18 protein-coding genes and 1 pseudogene are annotated in these 19761 nt (G+C 69.6%); 10 read left to right on the top strand and 9 right to left on the bottom strand.

Going from position 1 to position 19761, the window contains the following annotated elements:
- Positions 1 to 57: 57 nt before the first annotated feature.
- Genes JGR64_RS03455 through JGR64_RS03470 form a run of 4 tightly spaced genes read left to right on the top strand, consistent with a single transcriptional unit; the run spans position 58 to position 5195 of the window.
- Positions 58 to 1311, top strand: a complete 1254-nt coding sequence (locus tag JGR64_RS03455) for a DUF819 family protein (protein WP_199375687.1) — start codon at positions 58 to 60, stop codon at positions 1309 to 1311.
- On the top strand, positions 1308 to 2510 hold the full coding sequence (locus tag JGR64_RS03460) for a glycosyltransferase family 2 protein (protein WP_199375177.1): 1203 nt from the start codon (positions 1308 to 1310) through the stop codon (positions 2508 to 2510). The genes JGR64_RS03455 and JGR64_RS03460 overlap by 4 nt, the downstream gene beginning before the upstream one ends.
- Entirely contained in the window at positions 2507 to 3241 is a 735-nt protein-coding gene (locus JGR64_RS03465; RefSeq protein ID WP_199375178.1) for a class I SAM-dependent methyltransferase, read from the top strand. The genes JGR64_RS03460 and JGR64_RS03465 overlap by 4 nt, the downstream gene beginning before the upstream one ends.
- Positions 3231 to 5195, top strand: a complete 1965-nt coding sequence (locus JGR64_RS03470) for a hypothetical protein (protein WP_199375179.1) — start codon at positions 3231 to 3233, stop codon at positions 5193 to 5195. The genes JGR64_RS03465 and JGR64_RS03470 overlap by 11 nt, the downstream gene beginning before the upstream one ends.
- Here JGR64_RS03470 and JGR64_RS03475 read toward each other — a convergent pair.
- The 5 genes from JGR64_RS03475 to JGR64_RS03495 all read right to left on the bottom strand — a co-directional run bounded on the left by JGR64_RS03475 (position 5162) and on the right by JGR64_RS03495 (position 10649).
- Positions 5162 to 5386: a CstA-like transporter-associated (seleno)protein gene (locus JGR64_RS03475; protein WP_199375180.1), complete on the bottom strand. Its 225-nt coding sequence runs from the start codon at positions 5384 to 5386 to the stop codon at positions 5162 to 5164. The genes JGR64_RS03470 and JGR64_RS03475 overlap by 34 nt on opposite strands.
- Positions 5386 to 7461 (bottom strand): carbon starvation CstA family protein, encoded by a 2076-nt coding sequence (locus JGR64_RS03480; RefSeq protein WP_199375181.1) that lies wholly within the window; start codon positions 7459 to 7461, stop codon positions 5386 to 5388. The genes JGR64_RS03475 and JGR64_RS03480 overlap by 1 nt, the downstream gene beginning before the upstream one ends.
- A 123-nt stretch (positions 7462 to 7584) precedes the next feature.
- Complete coding sequence (locus JGR64_RS03485) at positions 7585 to 8583, bottom strand: magnesium and cobalt transport protein CorA (protein ID WP_199375182.1); 999 nt, start codon at positions 8581 to 8583, stop codon at positions 7585 to 7587.
- A gap of 7 nt (positions 8584 to 8590) precedes the next feature.
- Positions 8591 to 9793 (bottom strand): DUF4105 domain-containing protein, encoded by a 1203-nt coding sequence (locus tag JGR64_RS03490; RefSeq protein ID WP_199375183.1) that lies wholly within the window; start codon positions 9791 to 9793, stop codon positions 8591 to 8593.
- Positions 9783 to 10649, bottom strand: a complete 867-nt coding sequence (locus JGR64_RS03495; RefSeq protein ID WP_199375184.1) for a transporter associated domain-containing protein — start codon at positions 10647 to 10649, stop codon at positions 9783 to 9785. Before JGR64_RS03495 ends, JGR64_RS03490 begins: the two co-directional genes overlap by 11 nt.
- Positions 10650 to 10889: 240 nt before the next feature.
- Here JGR64_RS03495 and JGR64_RS03500 point away from each other — a divergent pair, with 240 nt between their 5' ends.
- Positions 10890 to 11393, top strand: a complete 504-nt coding sequence (locus tag JGR64_RS03500) for a hypothetical protein (protein WP_199375185.1) — start codon at positions 10890 to 10892, stop codon at positions 11391 to 11393.
- Between the two features lie 27 nt (positions 11394 to 11420).
- On the opposite strand, the gene ybeY is transcribed toward JGR64_RS03500, so the two are convergent.
- On the bottom strand, positions 11421 to 11909 hold the full coding sequence (gene ybeY / locus JGR64_RS03505) for an rRNA maturation RNase YbeY (RefSeq protein WP_199375186.1): 489 nt from the start codon (positions 11907 to 11909) through the stop codon (positions 11421 to 11423).
- Positions 11906 to 12949, bottom strand: a complete 1044-nt coding sequence (locus JGR64_RS03510) for a PhoH family protein (RefSeq protein WP_199375187.1) — start codon at positions 12947 to 12949, stop codon at positions 11906 to 11908. The genes ybeY and JGR64_RS03510 overlap by 4 nt, the downstream gene beginning before the upstream one ends.
- A gap of 108 nt (positions 12950 to 13057) precedes the next feature.
- Between JGR64_RS03510 and JGR64_RS03515 the strand changes: the two genes are divergently transcribed.
- The 4 genes from JGR64_RS03515 to JGR64_RS03530 are packed head-to-tail and all read left to right on the top strand — an operon-like array spanning position 13058 to position 16769.
- Positions 13058 to 13717 carry a TetR/AcrR family transcriptional regulator gene (locus JGR64_RS03515; protein ID WP_199375188.1) on the top strand — a complete coding sequence of 220 codons (660 nt, stop codon included), beginning with the start codon at positions 13058 to 13060 and terminating at the stop codon, positions 13715 to 13717.
- Positions 13710 to 14696, top strand: coding sequence for an HlyD family efflux transporter periplasmic adaptor subunit (locus tag JGR64_RS03520; protein ID WP_199375189.1), 987 nt, complete (start codon positions 13710 to 13712; stop codon positions 14694 to 14696). Before JGR64_RS03515 ends, JGR64_RS03520 begins: the two co-directional genes overlap by 8 nt.
- A gap of 52 nt (positions 14697 to 14748) precedes the next feature.
- Positions 14749 to 15675, top strand: a complete 927-nt coding sequence (locus JGR64_RS03525) for an ABC transporter ATP-binding protein (RefSeq protein WP_199375689.1) — start codon at positions 14749 to 14751, stop codon at positions 15673 to 15675.
- Positions 15672 to 16769, top strand: a complete 1098-nt coding sequence (locus tag JGR64_RS03530) for an ABC transporter permease (protein ID WP_199375190.1) — start codon at positions 15672 to 15674, stop codon at positions 16767 to 16769. Before JGR64_RS03525 ends, JGR64_RS03530 begins: the two co-directional genes overlap by 4 nt.
- A gap of 10 nt (positions 16770 to 16779) precedes the next feature.
- Here the strand turns inward: JGR64_RS03530 and JGR64_RS03535 are convergent, their stop codons facing one another.
- A complete protein-coding gene (locus tag JGR64_RS03535; protein ID WP_199375191.1) occupies positions 16780 to 17022 on the bottom strand; it encodes a hypothetical protein in 243 nt (80 codons plus the stop codon).
- A gap of 32 nt (positions 17023 to 17054) precedes the next feature.
- Positions 17055 to 18428: pseudogene (gene miaB / locus JGR64_RS03540) on the bottom strand (tRNA (N6-isopentenyl adenosine(37)-C2)-methylthiotransferase MiaB); the annotation flags it as partial.
- Between the two features lie 290 nt (positions 18429 to 18718).
- On the opposite strand from miaB, the gene JGR64_RS03545 reads away from it, so the two are divergent.
- Positions 18719 to 19663, top strand: a complete 945-nt coding sequence (locus JGR64_RS03545) for a lytic transglycosylase domain-containing protein (protein ID WP_199375193.1) — start codon at positions 18719 to 18721, stop codon at positions 19661 to 19663.
- Positions 19664 to 19761: the final 98 nt, after the last annotated feature.

Consider the following 19761-nt stretch of genomic DNA (forward strand, 5'->3'; position numbering starts at 1 on the left):
GGCCGGCATTCGCCGGCCGCGGACGCGCGTGCGCAACAGACCGAGGTACCGATGGCGATGGACCCCTCTGCACCGGCGACGGCATTGATCAGCAACGACATCGTGCTGTTCGGACTGATCGCGGCAACCCTGGGCGCGGTGTTCTGGACCGCGTCGCGGGAAAGCGGACCCTGGAAGAAGTTCTACACCTACGTGCCGGCGCTGCTGCTGTGCTACTTCATCCCCGGCATCTACAACAGCGTGGGGCTGATCGACGGTGCCAACAGCAGCCTCTACAACCCGGTGGCGAGCCGCGTGCTGCTGCCGGCGGCGCTGGTGCTGCTGACCCTGACCATCGACCTGAAGGGCGTGCTGCGCCTGGGGCCGAAGCTGCTGGCGATGTACGCGGCGGCATCCGTCAGCGTCATGCTCGGTGCGTTCGCCGCATTCTGGTTGATGGGCGTGCTGCATCCGGAAACCGTCGCCGGCGACACCTGGGGCGGCATGGCCGCGCTCGCCGGCAGCTGGATCGGCGGCGGCGCGAACATGATGGCGATGAAGGAGGTGTTCGCGGTCGACGAGACCACGTTCGGCCAGTTCGTGGTCATCGACGTCGGCGTCGGCTACGTGTGGATGGCGGTGCTGATCTTCCTCGCCGGTCGCGCCAATGCAATCGACGCGCGCAGCGGTGCCGACACGGCTGCGATCGAGTCGCTCAAGACGCGGCTGGAGGACTACCAGAAGGAGCATGAGCGCGTCGCCAGCCTCTCCGACCTGATGATCATCGTCGGCGTCGCGTTCGGCGCGGTCGGCCTGTCGCATGCGATCGCGGGGCCCGCGTCGGCGTGGTTCGGCGCCAACGTGTCGTGGGCGCGCACGGCCAGCCTGCATGAGCCGTTCGTGTGGGTGGTGGTGCTGTCGACGTTCATCGGCCTGGGCCTGAGCTTCACCCGCGCGCGCACGCTGGACGGCGCGGGGGCTTCGAAGATCGGCACGCTGTTCCTGTACTACCTGATCGCCTGCATCGGCATGCAGATGGACATCCTCGCGCTCGCCGACCGGCCGTGGCTGTTCGCGCTCGGGCTGATCTGGATCCTGGTGCACATCGCGCTGCTGTGGGGGCTGGCGAAGCTGCTGCGGGTGCCGTTCTTCTACTTCGCGATGGGCTCGCAGAGCAACATCGGCGGCCCGGCTTCGGCGCCGGTGGTCGCCTCGGTGTTCCATCCCTCGCTGGCCCCGGTCGGTGCGCTGCTGGGTGCGCTGGGCTATGCGACGGGAACCGTGCTGGCCTACATCGTCGGCATCACCCTGCGGGCGATGGCGGGCGCATGAACCACGGGCCGCTGCCGGACGTGGACGGCAGTTCGGCGGCCGCGGCGTCGCTGGAGCTCACCATCCTCATGCCCTGCCTCGACGAGGCGGAGACGCTCGCGGCGTGCATCCGCATGGCACGCGCGTACCTGTCCGGATCCGGCGTTCGCGGCGAGGTGCTGGTGGCGGACAACGGCAGCACCGACGGCTCGCAGCGGATCGCCGAGCGCGAAGGCGCGCGCGTGGTCGATGTGGCGCAGCGCGGCTATGGCGCGGCGCTTGCGGCCGGGATTGGCGCGGCGCGCGGGCGCTACGTGGTGATGGGCGATGCCGACGCGTCGTACGATTTCTCGCGCCTGGATGCGTTCCTCGATGCGCTCCGCGCGGGCAGCGACCTGGTGATCGGCAATCGTTTCCGCGGCGGCATCGCGCCCGGTGCGATGCCGTTCCTGCACCGCTACCTGGGCAATCCCGTGCTCAGTTTCCTGGGAAGGCTGTTCTACGGCGTGCAGGTGCGCGACTTCCACTGCGGGCTGCGCGGCTTCAACCGCGACCGCATCGCCGCGCTCGGGCTGGTGGCGCCGGGGATGGAATTCGCGAGCGAGATGGTCGTCAAGGCATCGCTCGCCGGGTGTCGCATCAGCGAGGTGCCGACCACGCTGCGGCCCGACGGGCGTTCGCGGCCACCGCACCTGCGGACCTGGCGCGACGGCTGGCGGCACCTGCGCTTCCTGCTGGTGCACAGCCCGCGCTGGCTGTTCCTGCTGCCGGGTTCCGTGCTGGTGGCGGTGGGAGGCGCGGCAATGGCCGTCATCGGCGTGCGCAGCGTGAGCATCGGCGCCTTGAACCTGGACGTGCACACCCTGTCCTACGCGGGCGCTGCCATCGTGCTCGGCGTGCAGATGCTGCTGTTTGCCGTGCTGACCACGTCCATGGGCATCCGCCACGGCTGGTTGCCGGCCGATGGCCGGGGCAGGGGGCTGCTGTCGGCGTTCACGCTCGAGCGCTGCCTGGTCGCCGCGGCGCTGATGTTCCTCGCCGGGATCGCGATGTCGCTCCATGCCGTCTACCTGTGGGCGGCGCGCGACTTCGGCGTGCTCGACCCGAGTGCCACCATGCGCTGGGTGATCCCCTCGGTCACGCTGATGGGCGTGGGCGGCCAGGTCGGCCTGGCGGCGTTTTTCCTGGAGGCGCTGCGCCTGCCGGACGCGCCCAGGTGAGCCGCGAGCGGCGCATCGGCGCGCAGTACAACGCGGCGCGCGGTGGCGGGCTCACCGATCGCGTGTCCACCCACATGCGGCGCAAGATGTACGCGCGTTTCATGGCCGCCGGCGTGGCGGACGATGACCGCATCCTCGACGTCGGCGTGACCAGCGACCGCGCACAGCTGGCGTCCAACTACCTGGAGGCGTGGCACCCGCGCAAGGACCTGATCACGGCGTGCGGGATCGACGACGCATCGTTCCTGGAAGATGTGTACCCGGGCATGACGTTCGTACGCGGCGACGGCAAGGACCTGCCGTTCCCCGATGCGAGCTTCGACTGGGTGCATTCGAGCGCGGTCCTGGAGCACGTCGGGTCGGCGCAGGAGCAGGCACGGTTCGTCGCCGAACTGCACCGCGTCTCCAGGAAAGGAGTCTTCCTCACCACGCCCAACCGCTGGTTCCCCGTCGAGTTCCACACCGTGCTGCCGGTCGTGCACTGGCTGCCGAAGCCGTGGTTCCGCGCGCTGCTGCGGCGCCTCGGGCATCGCGAGCTGTCGCGCGAGGAGAACCTCAACCTGCTCGGCCGGCGTGAACTCGACGACGCCTGCGCGCAGGCGCGGCTGCCGGAGTGGCGGATCGACAGCGTGGCGCTCCTCGGATGGCCCAGCAACCTGCTGCTGGTCGCGCGACGGCCGCAGGCGACGCTGATGGCTGCGCCGCGCGGAGACGCCGCGCATGCCGGCTAGGCCTGGCATCGACGCCTGGCAAGCGCGAGGCATCGCGGTCGCCCTCGCGCTGTCGTCGCTCCTGTTCATTGCCCTGGTCCACCACCTGCCGGTCTCGATCCTGGCTGGTGCCAGCTATGACGATGCGTGGTTCTGGCAGCGCGCGGAAGGCATCGCGGCCGGGCGGTGGCTCGGCGCATTCGACCACATGACCCTGATCAAGGGCTCCGGCTATCCGCTGTTCCTTGCCGCCAGCCACGTCCTCGGCCTGCCGGCGACGACGATGCAGGCCGTGCTCTACGCCCTGGCCTGCCTGCTGCTGGGTGGAGCCGTGTACCGCATGAGCGGGCGACCGCTGCTGGCGATGCTGCTGGTGATCGCCCTGCAGTGGCATCCGGCGGCGCTGGGCTGGAACCGGGTGATCCGCGACAACATCGGCGGCGCGCAGATCCTGATCGCGCTCGCCTGCCTGCTGTACTTCCTGTACGCCCCGCGCGCCGGCAAGCGCGGATGGCGATGGGCGTTGCTTGCCGGGTTCGCGTTCGCATGGCTGTGGTCCACGCGCGAGGACGGGATCTGGGTGCTGCCGGGCGTCGCCCTGCTGCTGCTCGCGCATGCCGCGGCCGCCTGGCGCGAGCGGGCCGGCCGCCGGCGCCTCGGCGTGGGGCTGGCGCTCATGGCGCTGGCCTTCGCTGCCTGGCTGTCGCTGGTGGCCGGCGCCAACCTGGTCCAGTACGGCGTGTTCACAACGGTCGACACCCGGGCGACGTCGTACCGCGACGCGCTGTCGACGCTGCAGCGGGTGAGGGTCGGGCCCCCGGTCGCCCAGGTACCCGTGCCGGAACGCGTGAGGGAAGCGGTCTACGTCGCCAGTCCGGCGTTTGCCCGCCTGCGGCCCTATCTCGAAGACCCCGCGCAGCGCGGTGGCGACGCCTGCCGGCTTCCTCCGCATGCGTGCAGCGATTACAGCGGCGGCTGGTTCCTCTGGGCACTCCGCGCGGCTGCCGCGTCGATCGGCGAGTACCGTTCCGCGCCCGCCGCCGACGCCTATTTCCGGCAGGTCGCAGATGAAGTGGACGCGGCCTGCGACGACGGGCGGCTTGCGTGCACGAGCCGGCTCGCCGCCAGCATCCCGCCCGTGGACCAGGCGCAGTGGAGCACCCTGCCGGCCCGCGTCGCCAAGGCCACCACGCTGCTCACCTGGCAGGGGATCGGTGGCGGGCAGCCGCCAAGCGACACGGCGACCAGCGGAGTGCGCGCGATGTGGCGCTTTGTCGGAAGTCCGCCGGTGCGCGACCCGGCCGCCGCGCTGGGCGTGCAGGTGGTCGGCTGGTTCCACGACACCCGGCCGGGCTGGCTGGCGGTGCGCTGCGCCGGTGCGGACGGGCGCGTCGAGGTCACGCGCCAGCCGAGCCCGGACATCGCCCTGCATTTCGGCGATCCAGCTGCGGGCATGAACCGCTTCAATGTCGTGCTCCCGACCCTCGAGGGCTGCGCGTTCGAATCCACCACGGGTGGGGCTTCCGTCCCGCTCATGGCACTCGCCGCGCCGCCGAGGGCCGTGAACCTGGGTTCCGGCACGCTGAACATCGACACCGTGTTCGAGGGCATCCCACGCGCCGCGCGCGAGGATGCCTGGCCGCGCGCCGCCCGGCATGTCGTCTGGCGCGTGCACGAGTATGTCCTGCCGTGGCTGGCCATCGCCGGCCTGCTGGCATTCCTGTGGGCAACGTCGAGTGCGGTGCGCAGCAGGCGGGTGGCGCCTCTGTATCTGCTGGCGGCGGTCGCCTGGTGCCTGGTGGCCGCACGGGTGGGGCTGTTGGCGCTGGTGGACATGTCGGCCTTCGCCGCGATCCGCGTCGATTACCTGCAGCCGGCGTTCCCGCTGGCAGTGCTGGCGGCCATTGCCTCGCTTGCATCGCTGGGCGGGAACGGGCCCGCTCAGCAGCAGCGGAACCCGCCGCGCCCGCCATAGCGCGCATCCTGGCGCTCTCGGAAGAACGTCGGATAGTCCATGACGTCGCGGTCCGGGTGCGTCTCCAGCATGTGGCGCACGTAGTTGTCGTAGTCCGGGATGCCGCAGCAGAGGCGCGCGGTCTGCACCAGCCTGCGCCACACACGCCGGTGCGTGGCGTAGTACTCGAGCGGGACCAGTGCGCCGGCCATCAGAGCCACATCTTCTGCTGTTCGGGCGTCAGCGCGACATACGGCGTCTCGCGATCGGTGCGCACGTCGCTGCGTCGCGCCTTGCGGACCGCGCCGATCGAGTACACCAGGACCGCCACGACCACCAGCATGAACAGCACGGTGAGCCCGGCGTTGACGTAGTTGTTGATCATGATCTGCTGCATCCCGCCGAAGTCCTTGGACGGCGCGATCAGCTCGCCCGCCGCCAGCGCATCGCGGTACTTGTTGGCCTGGGCCATGAAGCCGACTGCAGGGGTGGGGTCGAAGATCTTGATCCAGCCGGCGGTCAGCGTGCACAGCAGCAGCCACACGGTCGGCACGATCGACACCCACGCATAGCGGTCCTTCTTCATCTTGAACAGCACCACCGTGCACAGCATCAGCGCGATGCCGGCGAGCATCTGGTTGGCGATGCCGAAGAGCGGCCACAGCATGTTGATGCCGCCCAGCGGATCGTTCACGCCCTGGTAGAGGAAGTAGCCCCACAGCGCGACGCAGCCGGCGGTGGCGATGAGGTTCGGCCCCCACGATTCGGTCTTGCGCATCACCGGCACGAAGTTGCCCAGCAGGTCCTGCAGCATGAAGCGCCCGGCGCGCGTGCCGGCATCGACCGCGGTGAGGATGAAGAGCGCTTCGAACAGGATGGCGAAGTGGTACCAGAACGCCATCATGCCTTCGCCCGGGATCACCGCATGGAAGATCTGCGCGATGCCCACCGCCAGCGTCGGCGCACCGCCGGCGCGCGACAGGATCGAGTTCTCGCCGATGTCGGCGGCGGTCGCGACCAGTACGTCGGGCGTGACCACGAAGCCCCAGCTGGACACCATCTCCGCCACCGCCACCGGGTCCGTGCCGATGATCGCGGCCGGGCTGTTCATGGCGAAGTACACGCCGGGATCGATCACCGATGCCGCCACCATCGCCATGATCGCCACGAACGATTCCATCAGCATGCCGCCGTAGCCGATGTAGCGTGCGTGACCCTCGTTGGCGAGCAGCTTGGGCGTGGTGCCCGAGGCGATGAGAGCGTGGAAGCCCGACACCGCGCCGCAGGCGATGGTGATGAACAGGAACGGGAACATGCTGCCCTTCCACACCGGGCCGGTGCCGTCGGTGAACTGGGTCAGCGCCGGCATGCGCAGCTCCGGCATGACGATGAAGATGCCGATCGCCAAACCAAGGATCGTGCCGATCTTGAGGAACGTCGACAGGTAGTCGCGCGGCGCCAGCAGCAGCCACACCGGCAGCACAGCGGCCACGAAGCCGTAGCCGATCAGCATCCAGGTGATCTGCGTGCCGGTGAAGGTGAACGCGGGGCCCCATGTGGGGTGCGCGCCGACCTTGCCGCCCATCCAGATCGCGCCGACCAGCAGGATGATGCCCACCACCGAGATCTCGCCGATCTTTCCCGGGCGCACGTAGCGCATGTAGACGCCCATCATGATCGCGATCGGGATGGTGGCGATGACGGTGAACATGCCCCATGGGCTGCCTTCCAGCGCCTTCACCACGATCATCGCCAGCACCGCGAGGATGATGATCATGATCAGGAACGCACCGAACAGCGCGATGGTGCCCGGCACCTGGCCCATCTCCTCGCGCACCAGGTCGCCGAGCGAACGCGCGTCGCGGCGGCTGGATACCACCAGCACCATGAAGTCCTGCACCGCGCCGGCCAGCACCACGCCGGCGATCAGCCAGAGCGTGCCGGGCAGGTAGCCCATCTGCGCCGCCAGCACCGGCCCGACCAGCGGGCCCGCGCCTGCGATCGCGGCGAAGTGGTGACCGAACAGCACGTGTTTGTTGGTCGGGACGAAGTCGAGGCCGTCGTTGCGGCGGATCGCAGGCGTCGCGCGCGTCGGGTCCAGTCCCAGCACCTTGTCGGCGATGTACAGCCCGTAGAAGCGGTAGGCAACCAGATAGATCGACACCGCCGCGACCACGATCCACAGCGCGTTGATCGGTTCGCCGCGGCGCAGGGCCACGGTGCCAAGGCAGAACGCGCCAAGCAGGGCGAGCGCCGCCCATGCCACCTTCCCGAGTCCACCTTTCATGCGATTCCCCGTCTGTGTGCCGGCTCCGCCAAGGTTCTACCCATGGCCCGGCGCGGTCAATCGCAGGTGCTGCAATGCGGGAAAATGCGGTCTAAGACTTTGGTCGCAGGCCGCAGGCCGTATTCAGAGCCAGCGCACCTTGCGCAGGTACGCGTACAGCGCGGCCACCACCACGACCACCACGCCCACCAGCACCGGATAGCTCCAGCGGCCGGCGAGCTCCGGCATGTGCACGAAGTTCATGCCGTACCAGCTGGCGATCAGGGTAGGCGCGGCCAGCAGCGCAGCCCAGCCGGCCAGGCGCTTCACCACCTCGCCCTGGGCAAGCGTCACCAGCGCCTGGTTGACGCTCAGCGCGGTGCCCAGCATGTCGCGCAGCATGTCGATGCTGTCGTTGATCCGCACCGAATGGTCCAGGACATCGCGCAGGTACAGGCGGATCTCGTCGTGCAGCAGCAGGGTGTTGCTGCGCAGCAGCTGCGAAAGCACGTCCTGCATGGGCGTGAGCGCGACGCGCATGTAGGTCAGCTCGCGCTTGAGGTCGTACAGCCGGCGCACGATGCCGCGGTGGAACGTGTCGCGGAAGATGTCCTGCTCCAGCGCCAGCAGGGTGGCCTTGAACTCGTCCACGATCGGCACGTAGTCGTCGACGATGGCATCGAGCACCGCGTACAGCGCGAAGCCGGGCCCCAGCGCGAGCAGCCCCGGATTGCGCTCCACGCGCGCCCGGGCCGGGGCATAGGACACCGATGCGCCATGGCGCACCGTCACCAGGTAGCGCGCGCCCAGGAAGGCGTGGGTTTCGCCATAGCGGATGCGCTCGTCGACCACCTGCGCGGTGTTGGCGGCCACGAACAGCGAGTCGCCGTAGGCTTCGAGCTTCGGGCGCTGGTGGGCGTGGTGTGCGTCCTCGACCGCAAGCGCGTGCAGGTCGAATTCCTCCTGCAGCTTGGCCAGCACCGCCTCGTCCGGCTCGAACAACCCCACCCAGACAAAGCTCCCGTCGTCGACGCCGAGGACGTCGCTGATTTCGTCGAGGCTGATGTTGCGCCGCCGGCCTTCGCGGTCGTAGGCGGCGCAGTTGACGACGCAGGCGGGAAGGGGCGGGGCGGGGGCGGTCATGGCCGCATCATGCGCCTGTTCGCCGCGGGCGCCAGAGCACCGCGGCCAGCGCCAGCTGCAGCGGCAGCATCAGCGCGATCCAGTGGCCGTTGCGCTGCGACTGCAGCGGCATCCACAGCAGGAACGGCGACAGCAGTACCAGGACGCCGATGCCCGCAAGCAGCACGCGGAACACCTTGCCGCCGTCACCGCCGCGGGCGATGCGCCAGGCGCCCGGCAGCAGCAACAGGCAAAGCGGATTGAACAGGATCAGGTTGTGGTTGGCCCACGCAAAGCGGTGCGCCGTGCCCAGCCAGAGGTACAGCATCAGCCCGCCGAGCAGCGCGCACGCCAGCCACGTCGCGATCGCCGCCCACGCCACGACGCCGGGGCGCCGGCGCTGCGACCAGGCGAGCGCCGCCAGCACCAGCCCGGCGACCAGCCACGGGATCCACGCCACCCGGCGCGGCTCGGGCTCGGGCGCGATGCGGTGCGGCAGCAGCGCCTCTTCGGACGCCACCAGCGGGCGGCCATCGGCATGGCGCATGTCGCGCAGCGCGCTGGCCAGGCGCATCGGCACGAAGGCGTCTTCCCAGAGCGCGTTCGGGCGATCGGACGCCGGCCCGAGGCCGAGGTCGAAGCCCAGCGCCATCCACGCCGCGGGGCGCGCCAGGCGCACGGCTTCGCTGCGGAAGGTGTTGCCCTGCGAGCGGCCCTGCATCTGCCGGCGCAGCGCGCCGCCAAGGCTGGCGTCCAGCGCGTCGCGTACCCGCGTCGAGCAGTTGTCGGTGAAGTAGTCGTAGGCGTAGTGCGCGTTCTCGGGGCGCGCGTTGTCGGCGAGGCGGGCGGCGAGGGCGGTGGCCGCGGTGTTGTCGAGGTCGAGCCACTGGATCGACACGCCGCGTCCGACATCGCGGTAATAGGCGAGGTCGTCGGCGAGCGGCAGCGCGGCCAGCCGGTAGCGCATGTCGCCGCGCACGAACCGCGCCACGAAGTCCGGCTCGTCGGGGTCGAAGAAGCCGAAGTTGTAGGAGATCGGCGGCCCGGCTGCCGGGTCGTCGACCACGATCGCGTTGTGGCCGAAACGCTCGAAGAAGACTTCGCCAGGCTGCATGGTGGCCACGCCGATGCGTGGCGCCGCCACCGCAGTCGCACAGAAGGCACACAACAGCAGGAGCAGGACGAGCGCCAGCGACCAGCGGCGGCCGGGGTGCTGCGGGTTATTCGGCATGGATCGCGACGTGCAGGGCGTGCAGGCGGCGGGCGTCGGCGCTGGCGACGCGGAACGAGAAGCGGCCGAGCGTCAGCTCTTCGCCGGCTTCGGGCAGGTGGCCGATGGCCGCTGTGACCAGGCCGCCGACGGTGTCGTACTCGTCATCGTCGAAATCCGCGCCGAAGCGGCTGTTGAAATCGCTGATCGGGGTCAGCGCGTCGACCACGTACTGGCCATCGGCCTGTGCGGCGATCAGCGCCTCCGGGTCTTCTGCGTCGTCGTGCTCGTCGTCGATCTCGCCGACGATCTCCTCCAGTACGTCCTCGATGGTCAACAACCCGGCCACGCCGCCGTACTCGTCGATCACGATCGCCATGTGGTTGCGCGACTGGCGGAACTCGCGCAGCAGCACGTTGAGCTTCTTGGATTCGGGGATCAGCACCGCCGGGCGCAGCAGTTCGCGCACCGTGCCGGGGCCGTTGTCGGCAACCACGCCGCGCAGCAGGTCCTTGGCCAGCAGGATCCCGAGGATCTCGTCCTTGTCGTCGCCGTGCACCGGGAAGCGCGAGTGGCCGGATTCCACCACCTGCTTCAGCAGCTCCAGGAAGGGCGCCGCCACCGGCAGCGCGACCATCTGCGCACGCGACACCATCACGTCGCCGACGGTCATGTCGGACACGGAGATCGCGCCTTCCATCATCCGCAGGGTGTCGGATTCGATCAGGCCGTTGGCCTGCGCGTCGCGCAGCAACTCGACCAGGTCGTCGCGTGAACTGGGATCGCCGGAAATCGCCCAACTCAGGCGTTCCAGCCAGCTGCGCCGCCGCTCCGGGTGGTCCGGCGCGTGGCTTTGACTACTGTCGTCCTCGGACATCTCGCTCGCATCGTCGCCCCGGGGGGAGGGGCGGCCACCGCAGTTTACCCCGTCCGGGGCGTGGCGGCCGCGAAGGCGCGTTGGCAGGGGAAAGCACCGATACGGGGCGTCACGCTTGGCTGGTGACGCGGCGTGGCGTCAGCCGACGGCAGATGCCAGGCGCGGTGCACATGCTGGACACGTCGCAGGACGCTACCGCGAGCCGCCCGCCGCAAGTGCCTCGAGCCAAGGAGAGCCCCTATGCCACGCCCCAGCCTGCTCCGCGCCACCACATCCATCCTCGGCCTGCTCCTCTGCGCCGTCCTTTCACCTGCCAGGAGCGACCCCGGCCTGCGGCCGGGCAGTTATGTCGAGGTTTCGGCCTACCTGCAGAGCGATGACGCCTACGAGGCCTGGTTGATGCTTCGCCACCAGCTGTATCGCAATTTCGACGCCATCTGTGGCGACACGTTCTGCGAGGGCGACTTCAGCAACATCCAGTCGCTGCGCTATGTCTGCTCGGTGCACCGCGTCAGTGGCCGGATCGGCAGCTGCGCATGGAGTTTCGCCGCGAGCGAAGAGTCGGTGGCGCGACGCAGCGGCCGCATTTCCGCGCAGACCCCGGCGTGGCTGTGCCTGTCGCCGCTGGTGCCGGGCACGACCATCGAGGGATTGCTGGATGCACTGCAGGGCGATGAACCGCTGCATGCCGCCTTGCCGGGCAGCTCGCGGACGCTCTACGACGGGCTCATCGATTGCCTGTGAAGCGCGCGAGCCAGCTGGCGACTCCTGTCAGGCGTCGCGGTAAGGGTCGTCGATGCCCAGGCCGGCGAGGATCTCGCGCTCGAGCTTCTCCATGGCCTCGGCTTCGATCTCGTCGCCGTGGTCCCAGCCAAGCAGGTGCAGGGTGCCGTGGACGGTCAGGTGGGCGTAGTGGGCCACCAGCCGTTTGCCCTGTTCGCCGGCTTCACGTGCGACCACTGGAGCGCACAGCACCACGTCGCCGAGCAGCGGCATGCGCACGCCCTTGGGGAGCTTGATGCCTTCATCGAGTTCGGCGGGAAAGCTGAGCACGTTGGTGGCGTAGTCGCGGCCGCGGTAATGGCGGTTCAGTGCGCGCCCCTCGGCTTCGTCGACAATCCGGACGGCGAGATCGGCCTCGAGGATGCGGCCGGCCAGCGCGGCGGCGACCCATTTCCGGAAGCTCACCGCGGCCGGCAGGCCCGCGCGCGGCAGCGCGTAGCCCACGGCGACATCAAGGCGGACTGGGCCTTTGGTCACGGCGATGCCTCGCTTGCCGACGGGGCGGCATTGGCGTTGTCGGCATCGCGGCGTTCGTAGGCATTGACGATCCTGGCGACCAGCGGGTGGCGCACCACGTCGCGGGATTCGAAGAACGTGAAGCTGACGCCGTCCACCTCATGCAGCACCTCGACCGCATCGCGCAGCCCGGACTTCATGTGCTTGGGCAGGTCGATCTGGCTCAGGTCGCCGGTGACCACCGCCGTGCTGCCGAAGCCCAGGCGCGTCAGGAACATCTTCATCTGCTCGATGGTGGTGTTCTGCGCCTCGTCCAGGATCACGTAGGCGTCGTTGAGCGTGCGCCCGCGCATGTAGGCCAGTGGCGCGATCTCGATGACGTTTTTTTCCAGCAGCTTCAGCACCTTCTCGACGCCCAGCATTTCGTACAGCGCGTCATACAGCGGCCGCAGGTAGGGGTCGACCTTCTGCGACAGGTCGCCGGGCAGGAAGCCGAGCTTCTCGCCGGCCTCGACCGCGGGGCGCACCAGGATCAGCCGCTGCACGCGCGATTCGTTGAGCGCTTCCACGGCGCTGGCCACGGCCAGGAACGTCTTTCCCGTGCCGGCCGGGCCGACGCCGAAGTTGATGTCGTGGGTGGCGATCGCATGCAGGTATTTCTGCTGGTTGTCGCCGCGGCCACGGATGGTGCCGCGCTTGACGCGGATGGCCACGTCCTGGGGTACGAAGCCCGGTTCCGCCTGCCGCTGCCGCGCCACGCGGCGCGTGGCCTCGACATCATCGCGCGCGGCGCGCGACGCGCTGACCCGGAGGTGGATCGCCTGGCCGTCGAAGGTCTCGGTGGCGGCTTCCAGGTAGAGGTCGCGAAGCAGGCGCTCGGCTTCATCGACGCGCTCGGCGTCCGCCCCGCTGACGCGGAAGATATTCCCGCGGTTTGCGATTTCCACGCCAAGCGCGAGCTCGACCTGGCGCAGGTGGCCATCAAAGGGGCCGCTGAGGTTGGCGAGGCGCTCGGTGTCGGCGGGCTCGAGCGTGAAGTCGCGCTGGTGTTGGTTCGACATAGGTGGGCAAGGGTAGCGCGCTGCGGCAGCGCGCGTCCCTGCAGGCCGTTCACACCGCTTTAATTGATCATTGAATTAAATATGCGCCTGTTACTCCGGAGGGCCGCGATGGTTACGAAACGAGCGCCTGCACGCCGTGCGCGTGGACGCCCAACTGCTGGCGCGGGCAGCAGCCGCGGCGACCTGCTCGATGCCGCCCTGTCGCGCTATGCACGGCAGGGGATCGCCGCGAGTTCGCTGCGTGACATCGCCGCCGATGCCGGCGTCACCCCGGCCTCGCTGCACTACTACTTCATCGATGCCGCAGGTTTGCGCGACGCGGTGCTGGCCGAACGCCTGCTGCCGGTGTTCGAAGAGGCGCAGGCGCTGCTCGTCCAGCGCGGGGAACCGGCACCGGGCAACATCTTCGTCGCCTTCGTCGAACGCATGTGCGAGCTCGTGGCGCGTCACGACTGGCTGCCTGCGCTGTGGATCCGCGAGGTGGTCAGCGAAGGCGGCGGCCTGCGCGACTGGATGGGCACCCAGCTTGCGCCAGGACTCTCCCGTCTGTTGGCCGCGCGCATTGCCGAAGAGCAGGCGGCCGGTCGCCTGAACCCCGGGCTCGACCCGCGGCTGCTGATGGTGTCGCTGGTCGGGCTCACCCTGTTCCCCGCTGCCGGGCTGCCGATCTGGCGGCCGCTGCTGGACGCCGACGACCTCGGCATCGACGACATCCGCCGCCATGCGCTCGCATTGCTTGAGCGCGGCCTGGAGACATCCCATGAATGACCGCTCCGGCACACGCGCTTGCCGGCTGCAGCTTCGCCCGCATATCGCGGCCCTGCTCCTGTTGCTGCTTGCCGCCTGCACCGCGGAACCCGACTACGCCCTCGGCACCCTCGAGTACGACCGCATCACGCTTCCCGCACCCGCGGCCGAGCGGATCGTCGACATCGCCGTGCGCGAGGGCGAGCGTGTCGAAGCCGGCGCCCGCATCCTGAGCCTTGAGCATGTGCGCGGAGACGCCGAGCTGGCGGCCGCGCGCGCGGAGGTGGCAAACCGGCGCGAAGCACTGGACGAGCTGCGCAACGGCGCGCGCGCGGAAACCCTCGACCAGGCGCGCGCCAACGTGGCCGCAGCGCAAGCGCAGGCGCGCGATGCCCGCGCCTATTTCCAGCGCCTTCGGCCGCTGGGCAGCCAGCAACTGGCGTCCGCGGCGGATGTCGATCGCGCACGCGCCGCATCCGGCAACGCCGAGGCGCAGGTGGCGGCAGCGCGGGCGGCACTGGCGGAGCTGCGCAACGGCGTGCGCCCCGAGCAGGTCGCGCAAGGCGAGGCGGCGCTCGTAGCGGCCGAGGCGAGGCTCCAGGCACAGGCATTCGCCACCGGCAGGCTGGACGTCGTCGCACCGCGTGCAGGCCGCGTCGACAGCCTTCCCTACCGCCTCGGTGACCAGGCGCCGGTGGGTGCGCCGCTCGCGGTGATGCTGGTTGGCGAGGCGCCGTTCGCCCGTGTGCATGTGCCCGAGCCGCTGCGCGCGGGCATCGAGGTCGGCGACCGCGCGACCGTGCTGGTCGGCGCGAACGGCGAACGCCGGCATGCGGGACGCGTTCGCATGATCCGCAACGAGCCCGCGTTCACCCCGTACTACGCGCTGGCCGGCGAGGACGCCGCGCGTCTCAGCTACCTGGCGGAAGTCGAGCTGGAGGACGCCGGCGACCTGCCCGCTGGCCTGCCGCTGCGCGTGGTGTTCGATGGCGGCCGTTGATCCACCACAGCCGCCGTCGCCGTCGCCGACGGCAGGCGAGGGCGAGCCCGCGATCCGCGCGCGCGGCATGGTGAAGCGCTTCGGCGACCTCACTGCCGTCGACCACGTCGACCTCACCGTGCCGCGCGCGCATGTGTACGGATTCCTCGGTCCGAACGGCTCCGGCAAGTCGACCACCATCCGCATGCTCTGCGGGCTGCTCACGCCGACGGCGGGCGTGATCGAGGTGCTCGGCCTGCGCATTCCCGATGAAGCCGACGCCCTGCGCCTGCGCATCGGCTACATGACCCAGAAGTTCTCCCTGTTCGAGGACCTGACGGTGCGCGAGAACCTGGAGTTCCTTGCCGCCGTCTACGGCCTGGACCGGCGCGCAACGCGCGCGCGCGTCGATGAGCTGGTCGAGCTCTATCATTTTGCAGGCCGCGAGAAGCAGCTCGCCGGCACCATGAGCGGCGGCCAGAAGCAGCGCCTGGCGCTGGCCGGCGCGGTGATCCACAAGCCCGAGCTGCTGTTCCTCGACGAACCCACCAGCGCGGTGGATCCGGAGTCGCGCCGCGATTTCTGGGAAAAGCTCTTCGAGCTCGCCGATGCCGGCACCACGCTGCTGGTCTCCACGCACTACATGGACGAGGCCGAACGCTGCCACCGCATCGCCATCCTCGACCAGGGTGTGCTGGTGGCCGACGGCGCCCCCGGCGAGCTGGCAGGCGACCTGCGCGGCCGCAGTGTGGAGGTGCGGGCCGCACGCCCGCGCCAGGCGCAGCGCGTGCTGGCGGCATTGCCGGGCGTGCTCAGCGTGGCGCAGATCGGCAACAGCCTGCGCGTGCTGTCCGCACCGGGCGAGGATGCGGCCGACGCGATCGGCCGCGCGCTGCGTGGCGCCGGGCTGCAGGCCGACGTGGCTCCGGTCGGCTCCAATCTCGAGGACGTGTTCGTCGCCGCCACCCGCGGGCGCAGCGATCGTGAGGGGCGCGTATGAAGAACCTCCGCCGCATGTGGGCCGTGGCGCTGAAGGAGTTGAGGCAGATGCGCCGCGACCGCATCAGCGTGGTGATGATCGTGGCGATCCCGGTGGTCGACCTGCTGCTGTTCGGCTACGCGATCAACTACAACCCGCGCAACCTGCATGCCGCCGTGGCGGACCAGGCGATGACTTCGACCTCGCGTGCGGCGGTGATGGACATGGCTGCCACCGGCATCATCGACATCCGCCGCGTGGCCGATACGCCGCAGGAGCTGATGGACATGTTGCGCCGCGGCCAGGCCGGCGTCGGCATCGTCATACCGCCGGATTACGAGCGCCGGCTCGCCGATGGCCGCCCCGCTGTGCAAGTCATGGTGGACGGCACCGACACCGTGGTGCAGGCGGCTGCCAACCAGCTCGCGCAGCTGCCGCTCGAGCTGCCTGGCGGCCAGCGCGCGGCGCCGCGCGCGCCGCAGATCGAAGTGGTGAGCTTCTACAACCCGGAGCGGCGTTCAGCGGTCAGCATCGTGCCGGGATTGATCGGCCTGATCCTCACCATGACCATGATGATGTTCACCGCGATGGCGGCGGTGCGCGAGCGCGAGCGCGGCAACATGGAGCTGTTGATCGCCACGCCGCTCAGCCGCAGCGCGCTGATGATCGGCAAGGTGTTGCCATACGCGGCGATCGGACTCATCCAGACAACGCTGATCCTGGTGCTGGGCTTCGAATTCTTCGACGTGCCGCTGCGCGGCACCCTGCTCGACGTCTATCTCGCGTCGATGCTGCTGGTGTTCGCAAACCTGTCGATGGGCCTGCTGATCTCCACGCATACGCGCACGCAGTTCCAGGCGATCCAAGTGGCCATGCTGGTGTTCCTGCCGTCGATCCTGATCTCGGGTTTCATGTTCCCGTTCGCGGGCATGCCCGAAGTGGTGCAGTGGGGCGCGGAGCTGCTGCCGATGACGCAGTTCCTGCGCCTGATCCGCGGCATCATGCTGCGCGGCGCGAGCCTCTGGGAGCTGTGGCCGGCGGTGCTGGCGCTGGTCGTGTTCACCACGGTGACCATGGCGCTGGCGATCGCGCGTTTCCGCAAGCGGCTCGATTGAGCGGCAGGAGCTATGCGCGCGGTGGGAACTGCGGCCTGGCGTCCGGTCGCGGGCGCCGGAGACCGCGCAGCACGATCCCCACGCCGAGGCAGGCCAGGAGCAGCGAGCCGCCGAGCCATGCCCAGCCCACCGCACCGGCATCGCCGCCATCGCGGACCAGGTAGAGCCAGGCGCGCGCGAGGCCGAGCGCGGCCAGGCTGCAGAACCACAGGCCGAGCGGGTCGACGCGGCACCTGCGCGCGGGGGCGGCCATGGGCGGCGGGCGCTCCATGCAGCGCGTCGCGGTCAGGCCGCGGCAGGCGCTTCGGCGGTGGCCACGCGCCCACGCAGCGAGTTGCTGAGCGCCTCGGTGATCACCACGTCGACGAACTGGCCCACCAGCCGCGGATGCCCGGCGAAATTCACCGGACGCATGTTCTCGGTCTTGCCGGTGAGTTCGTCGGCGTTCTTCCGCGACGGGCCGGTGACCAGCACTTTCTGCACGCTGCCCACCATCGCCTGCGAGATCCCGGCGGCGTGGTCATTGATGTGCGCCTGCAGGCGCGACAGGCGGGCATGTTTCTCCTCGCCCGTCACGGTGTCCTCGAGGTCGGCGGCCGGCGTGCCCGGGCGGCGCGAGTAGATGAAGGAGAACGACTGGTCGAAACCGACGTCCTCGATCAGCTTCATGGTCTTCTCGAAGTCCGCTTCGGTCTCGCCCGGGAAGCCGACGATGAAGTCGGACGAGATCGAGATGTCCGGCCGCACCGCGCGCAGCTTGCGGATCTTCTGCTTGAACTCGAGCGCGGTGTAGCCACGCTTCATTGCCGAGAGGATCCGGTCCGAGCCCGACTGCACCGGCAGGTGCAGGTAGTTCGCGAGCTGCGGAACGTCGCGGTAGGCCTCGACCAGCGAGTCGGAGAACTCGAGCGGATGCGAGGTGGTGAAGCGGATGCGGTCGATGCCGTCGATTTCGGCGATCGTGCGGATCAGCAGCCCGAGGTCCGCGAACTGCGGCTCGCCCGCAGCCGCGCCGTCATCCCCTTCGGCAGGCGCCATCGGCCCACGGTAGGCGTTGACGTTCTGGCCCAGCAGGTTGACCTCGCGCACGCCCTGCGCGGCGAGCTGCATGACCTCGACCAGGACGTCCTCGAACGGCCGGCTGACCTCCTCGCCGCGGGTGTAGGGCACCACGCAGAACGAGCAGTACTTGCTGCAGCCTTCCATGATCGACACGAAGGCGCTGGGTCCTTCGGCGCGTGGCTCGGGCAGGCGGTCGAACTTCTCGATCTCGGGGAAGCTGATGTCGACCTGTGGCAGGCCGCTCTCGCGGCGGCCGCGGATCAGGTCCGGCAAGCGGTGCAGGGTCTGCGGGCCGAAGACCAGATCGACGTGCGGCGCGCGCTTCACGATCGCCGCGCCTTCCTGGCTGGCGACGCATCCGCCGACACCGATCAGCACCGGGCGGTCGCCGTGCTTGAGCCGCTTCCAGCGACCCAGCTGGCTGAACACTTTTTCCTGCGCTTTTTCGCGGATCGAGCAGGTATTGACCAGGATCACGTCGGCTTCGTCCACATTTGTGGTGAGCTCCAGGCCGTCCGACGCGGCCAGTACGTCGGCCATGCGGGCCGAGTCGTACTCGTTCATCTGGCAGCCGTGGGTCTCGATGAAGAGCTTGCCGGCCAGGCGAGGGCTGTCTTCGGTCGTGGCGGCGGGCGGGGGTGGGGACTGGGTCATGGCGTGTCCGGGGCGCGGCGATGAGTCCGGGCCGGAGGGGGCGGGGGGGCGGCAAAGTGTAGCGCCGGCGTCCGGAGCGCGCGCGCGGGCGCGTTTGCTGTTACGTCGACGCAAATGGCGCCGGCGGGGCCGCGCGGGCTTCGCGGAGCGCGGATCCTCGCCGGCCGTCACGTTCCGGGCCCTTGGCAAGCCCACCTGAAGGTAGGAGACTGCGACGCGATGGAGGGGCAGGGATGAAGCACGTCGGGGCAATCTTGGGTCTTGCCTGCCTCTTGGCGGCAGCGCCTGCCGTGGCCGGCACGATCTATCGCTGCGACGTGGGCGACGGCGTGCAGAGCTACGTCAGCAAGCGCATCCAGGGCGCCGCCTGCACGGTGGCCACGACCTACAGCGGCAGCCGCCCGAGCCGTCCCTCATCTCCCAGCAAGCCCTCGCAGGTGTCCGCGGCAGTGGGTGGCGTGACCGCCTCCACCGTTGTCGAAGGGTCGCCGGTGTCCTTGAATGCCAATGCGCCCGCGACCTTCATGGGTGGATCAGGCGCCGCCGCCGCTCCAGTCATGATCAGCGCGCCTGCGGCCCCGGCCGCCAGCAGCAGCCAGCGGCGCCTGGTGCAGGGGGAGGTGTACTCCTACGTGCAGGACGGCGTGCGCCATTACACCAGTCGCAGGCCCAAGGGCAGCACCGGTGCCACCGCGCTGCGCACGATCCGCTACAGCTTCTTCGAGACCTGCTACGCCTGCGGTTCCCCGGGCGTCAACTTCGGCACGCTGCGCCTCAACACCCAGGCCTTCGACGCGGAAATCAAGGCCGCAGCCAGCGAGTTCGGGGTCGAGGTCGCCATCATCCGCGCGATCATGCATGCCGAATCCGCCTTCAATCCCAATGCGCTGTCGCGGGTCGGGGCGCAGGGGCTGATGCAGCTGATGCCGGCCACGGCGCAGCGCTTCGGCGTGGTCAATGCATTCGATCCCCAGCAGAACATCCGCGGCGGCGTGCAGTACCTCTCGTGGCTGCTCAAGCGTTTCAAGGGTGACCTGACCCTTGCCGCGGCCGGATACAACGCCGGCGAGGGCGCGGTGGATCGCCACAAGGGCGTGCCGCCCTACAACGAGACGCGCCGCTACGTCGAACGCGTCGCGGTGCTGGCCGACCGCTATCGCGGCCACGCGGCCAACTGATTCCGGGTTTCGCCGTCGCCGGCGTTGTCCCCTGAATCGGCGTTCCGCTACACTTCACTGTCTTTGTGGCCGGCGTTCCCTTCGTGGAGCGTCGTGCA

This window comes from Luteimonas sp. MC1572, from assembly GCF_016615815.1.
Taxonomy (GTDB): domain Bacteria; phylum Pseudomonadota; class Gammaproteobacteria; order Xanthomonadales; family Xanthomonadaceae; genus Luteimonas.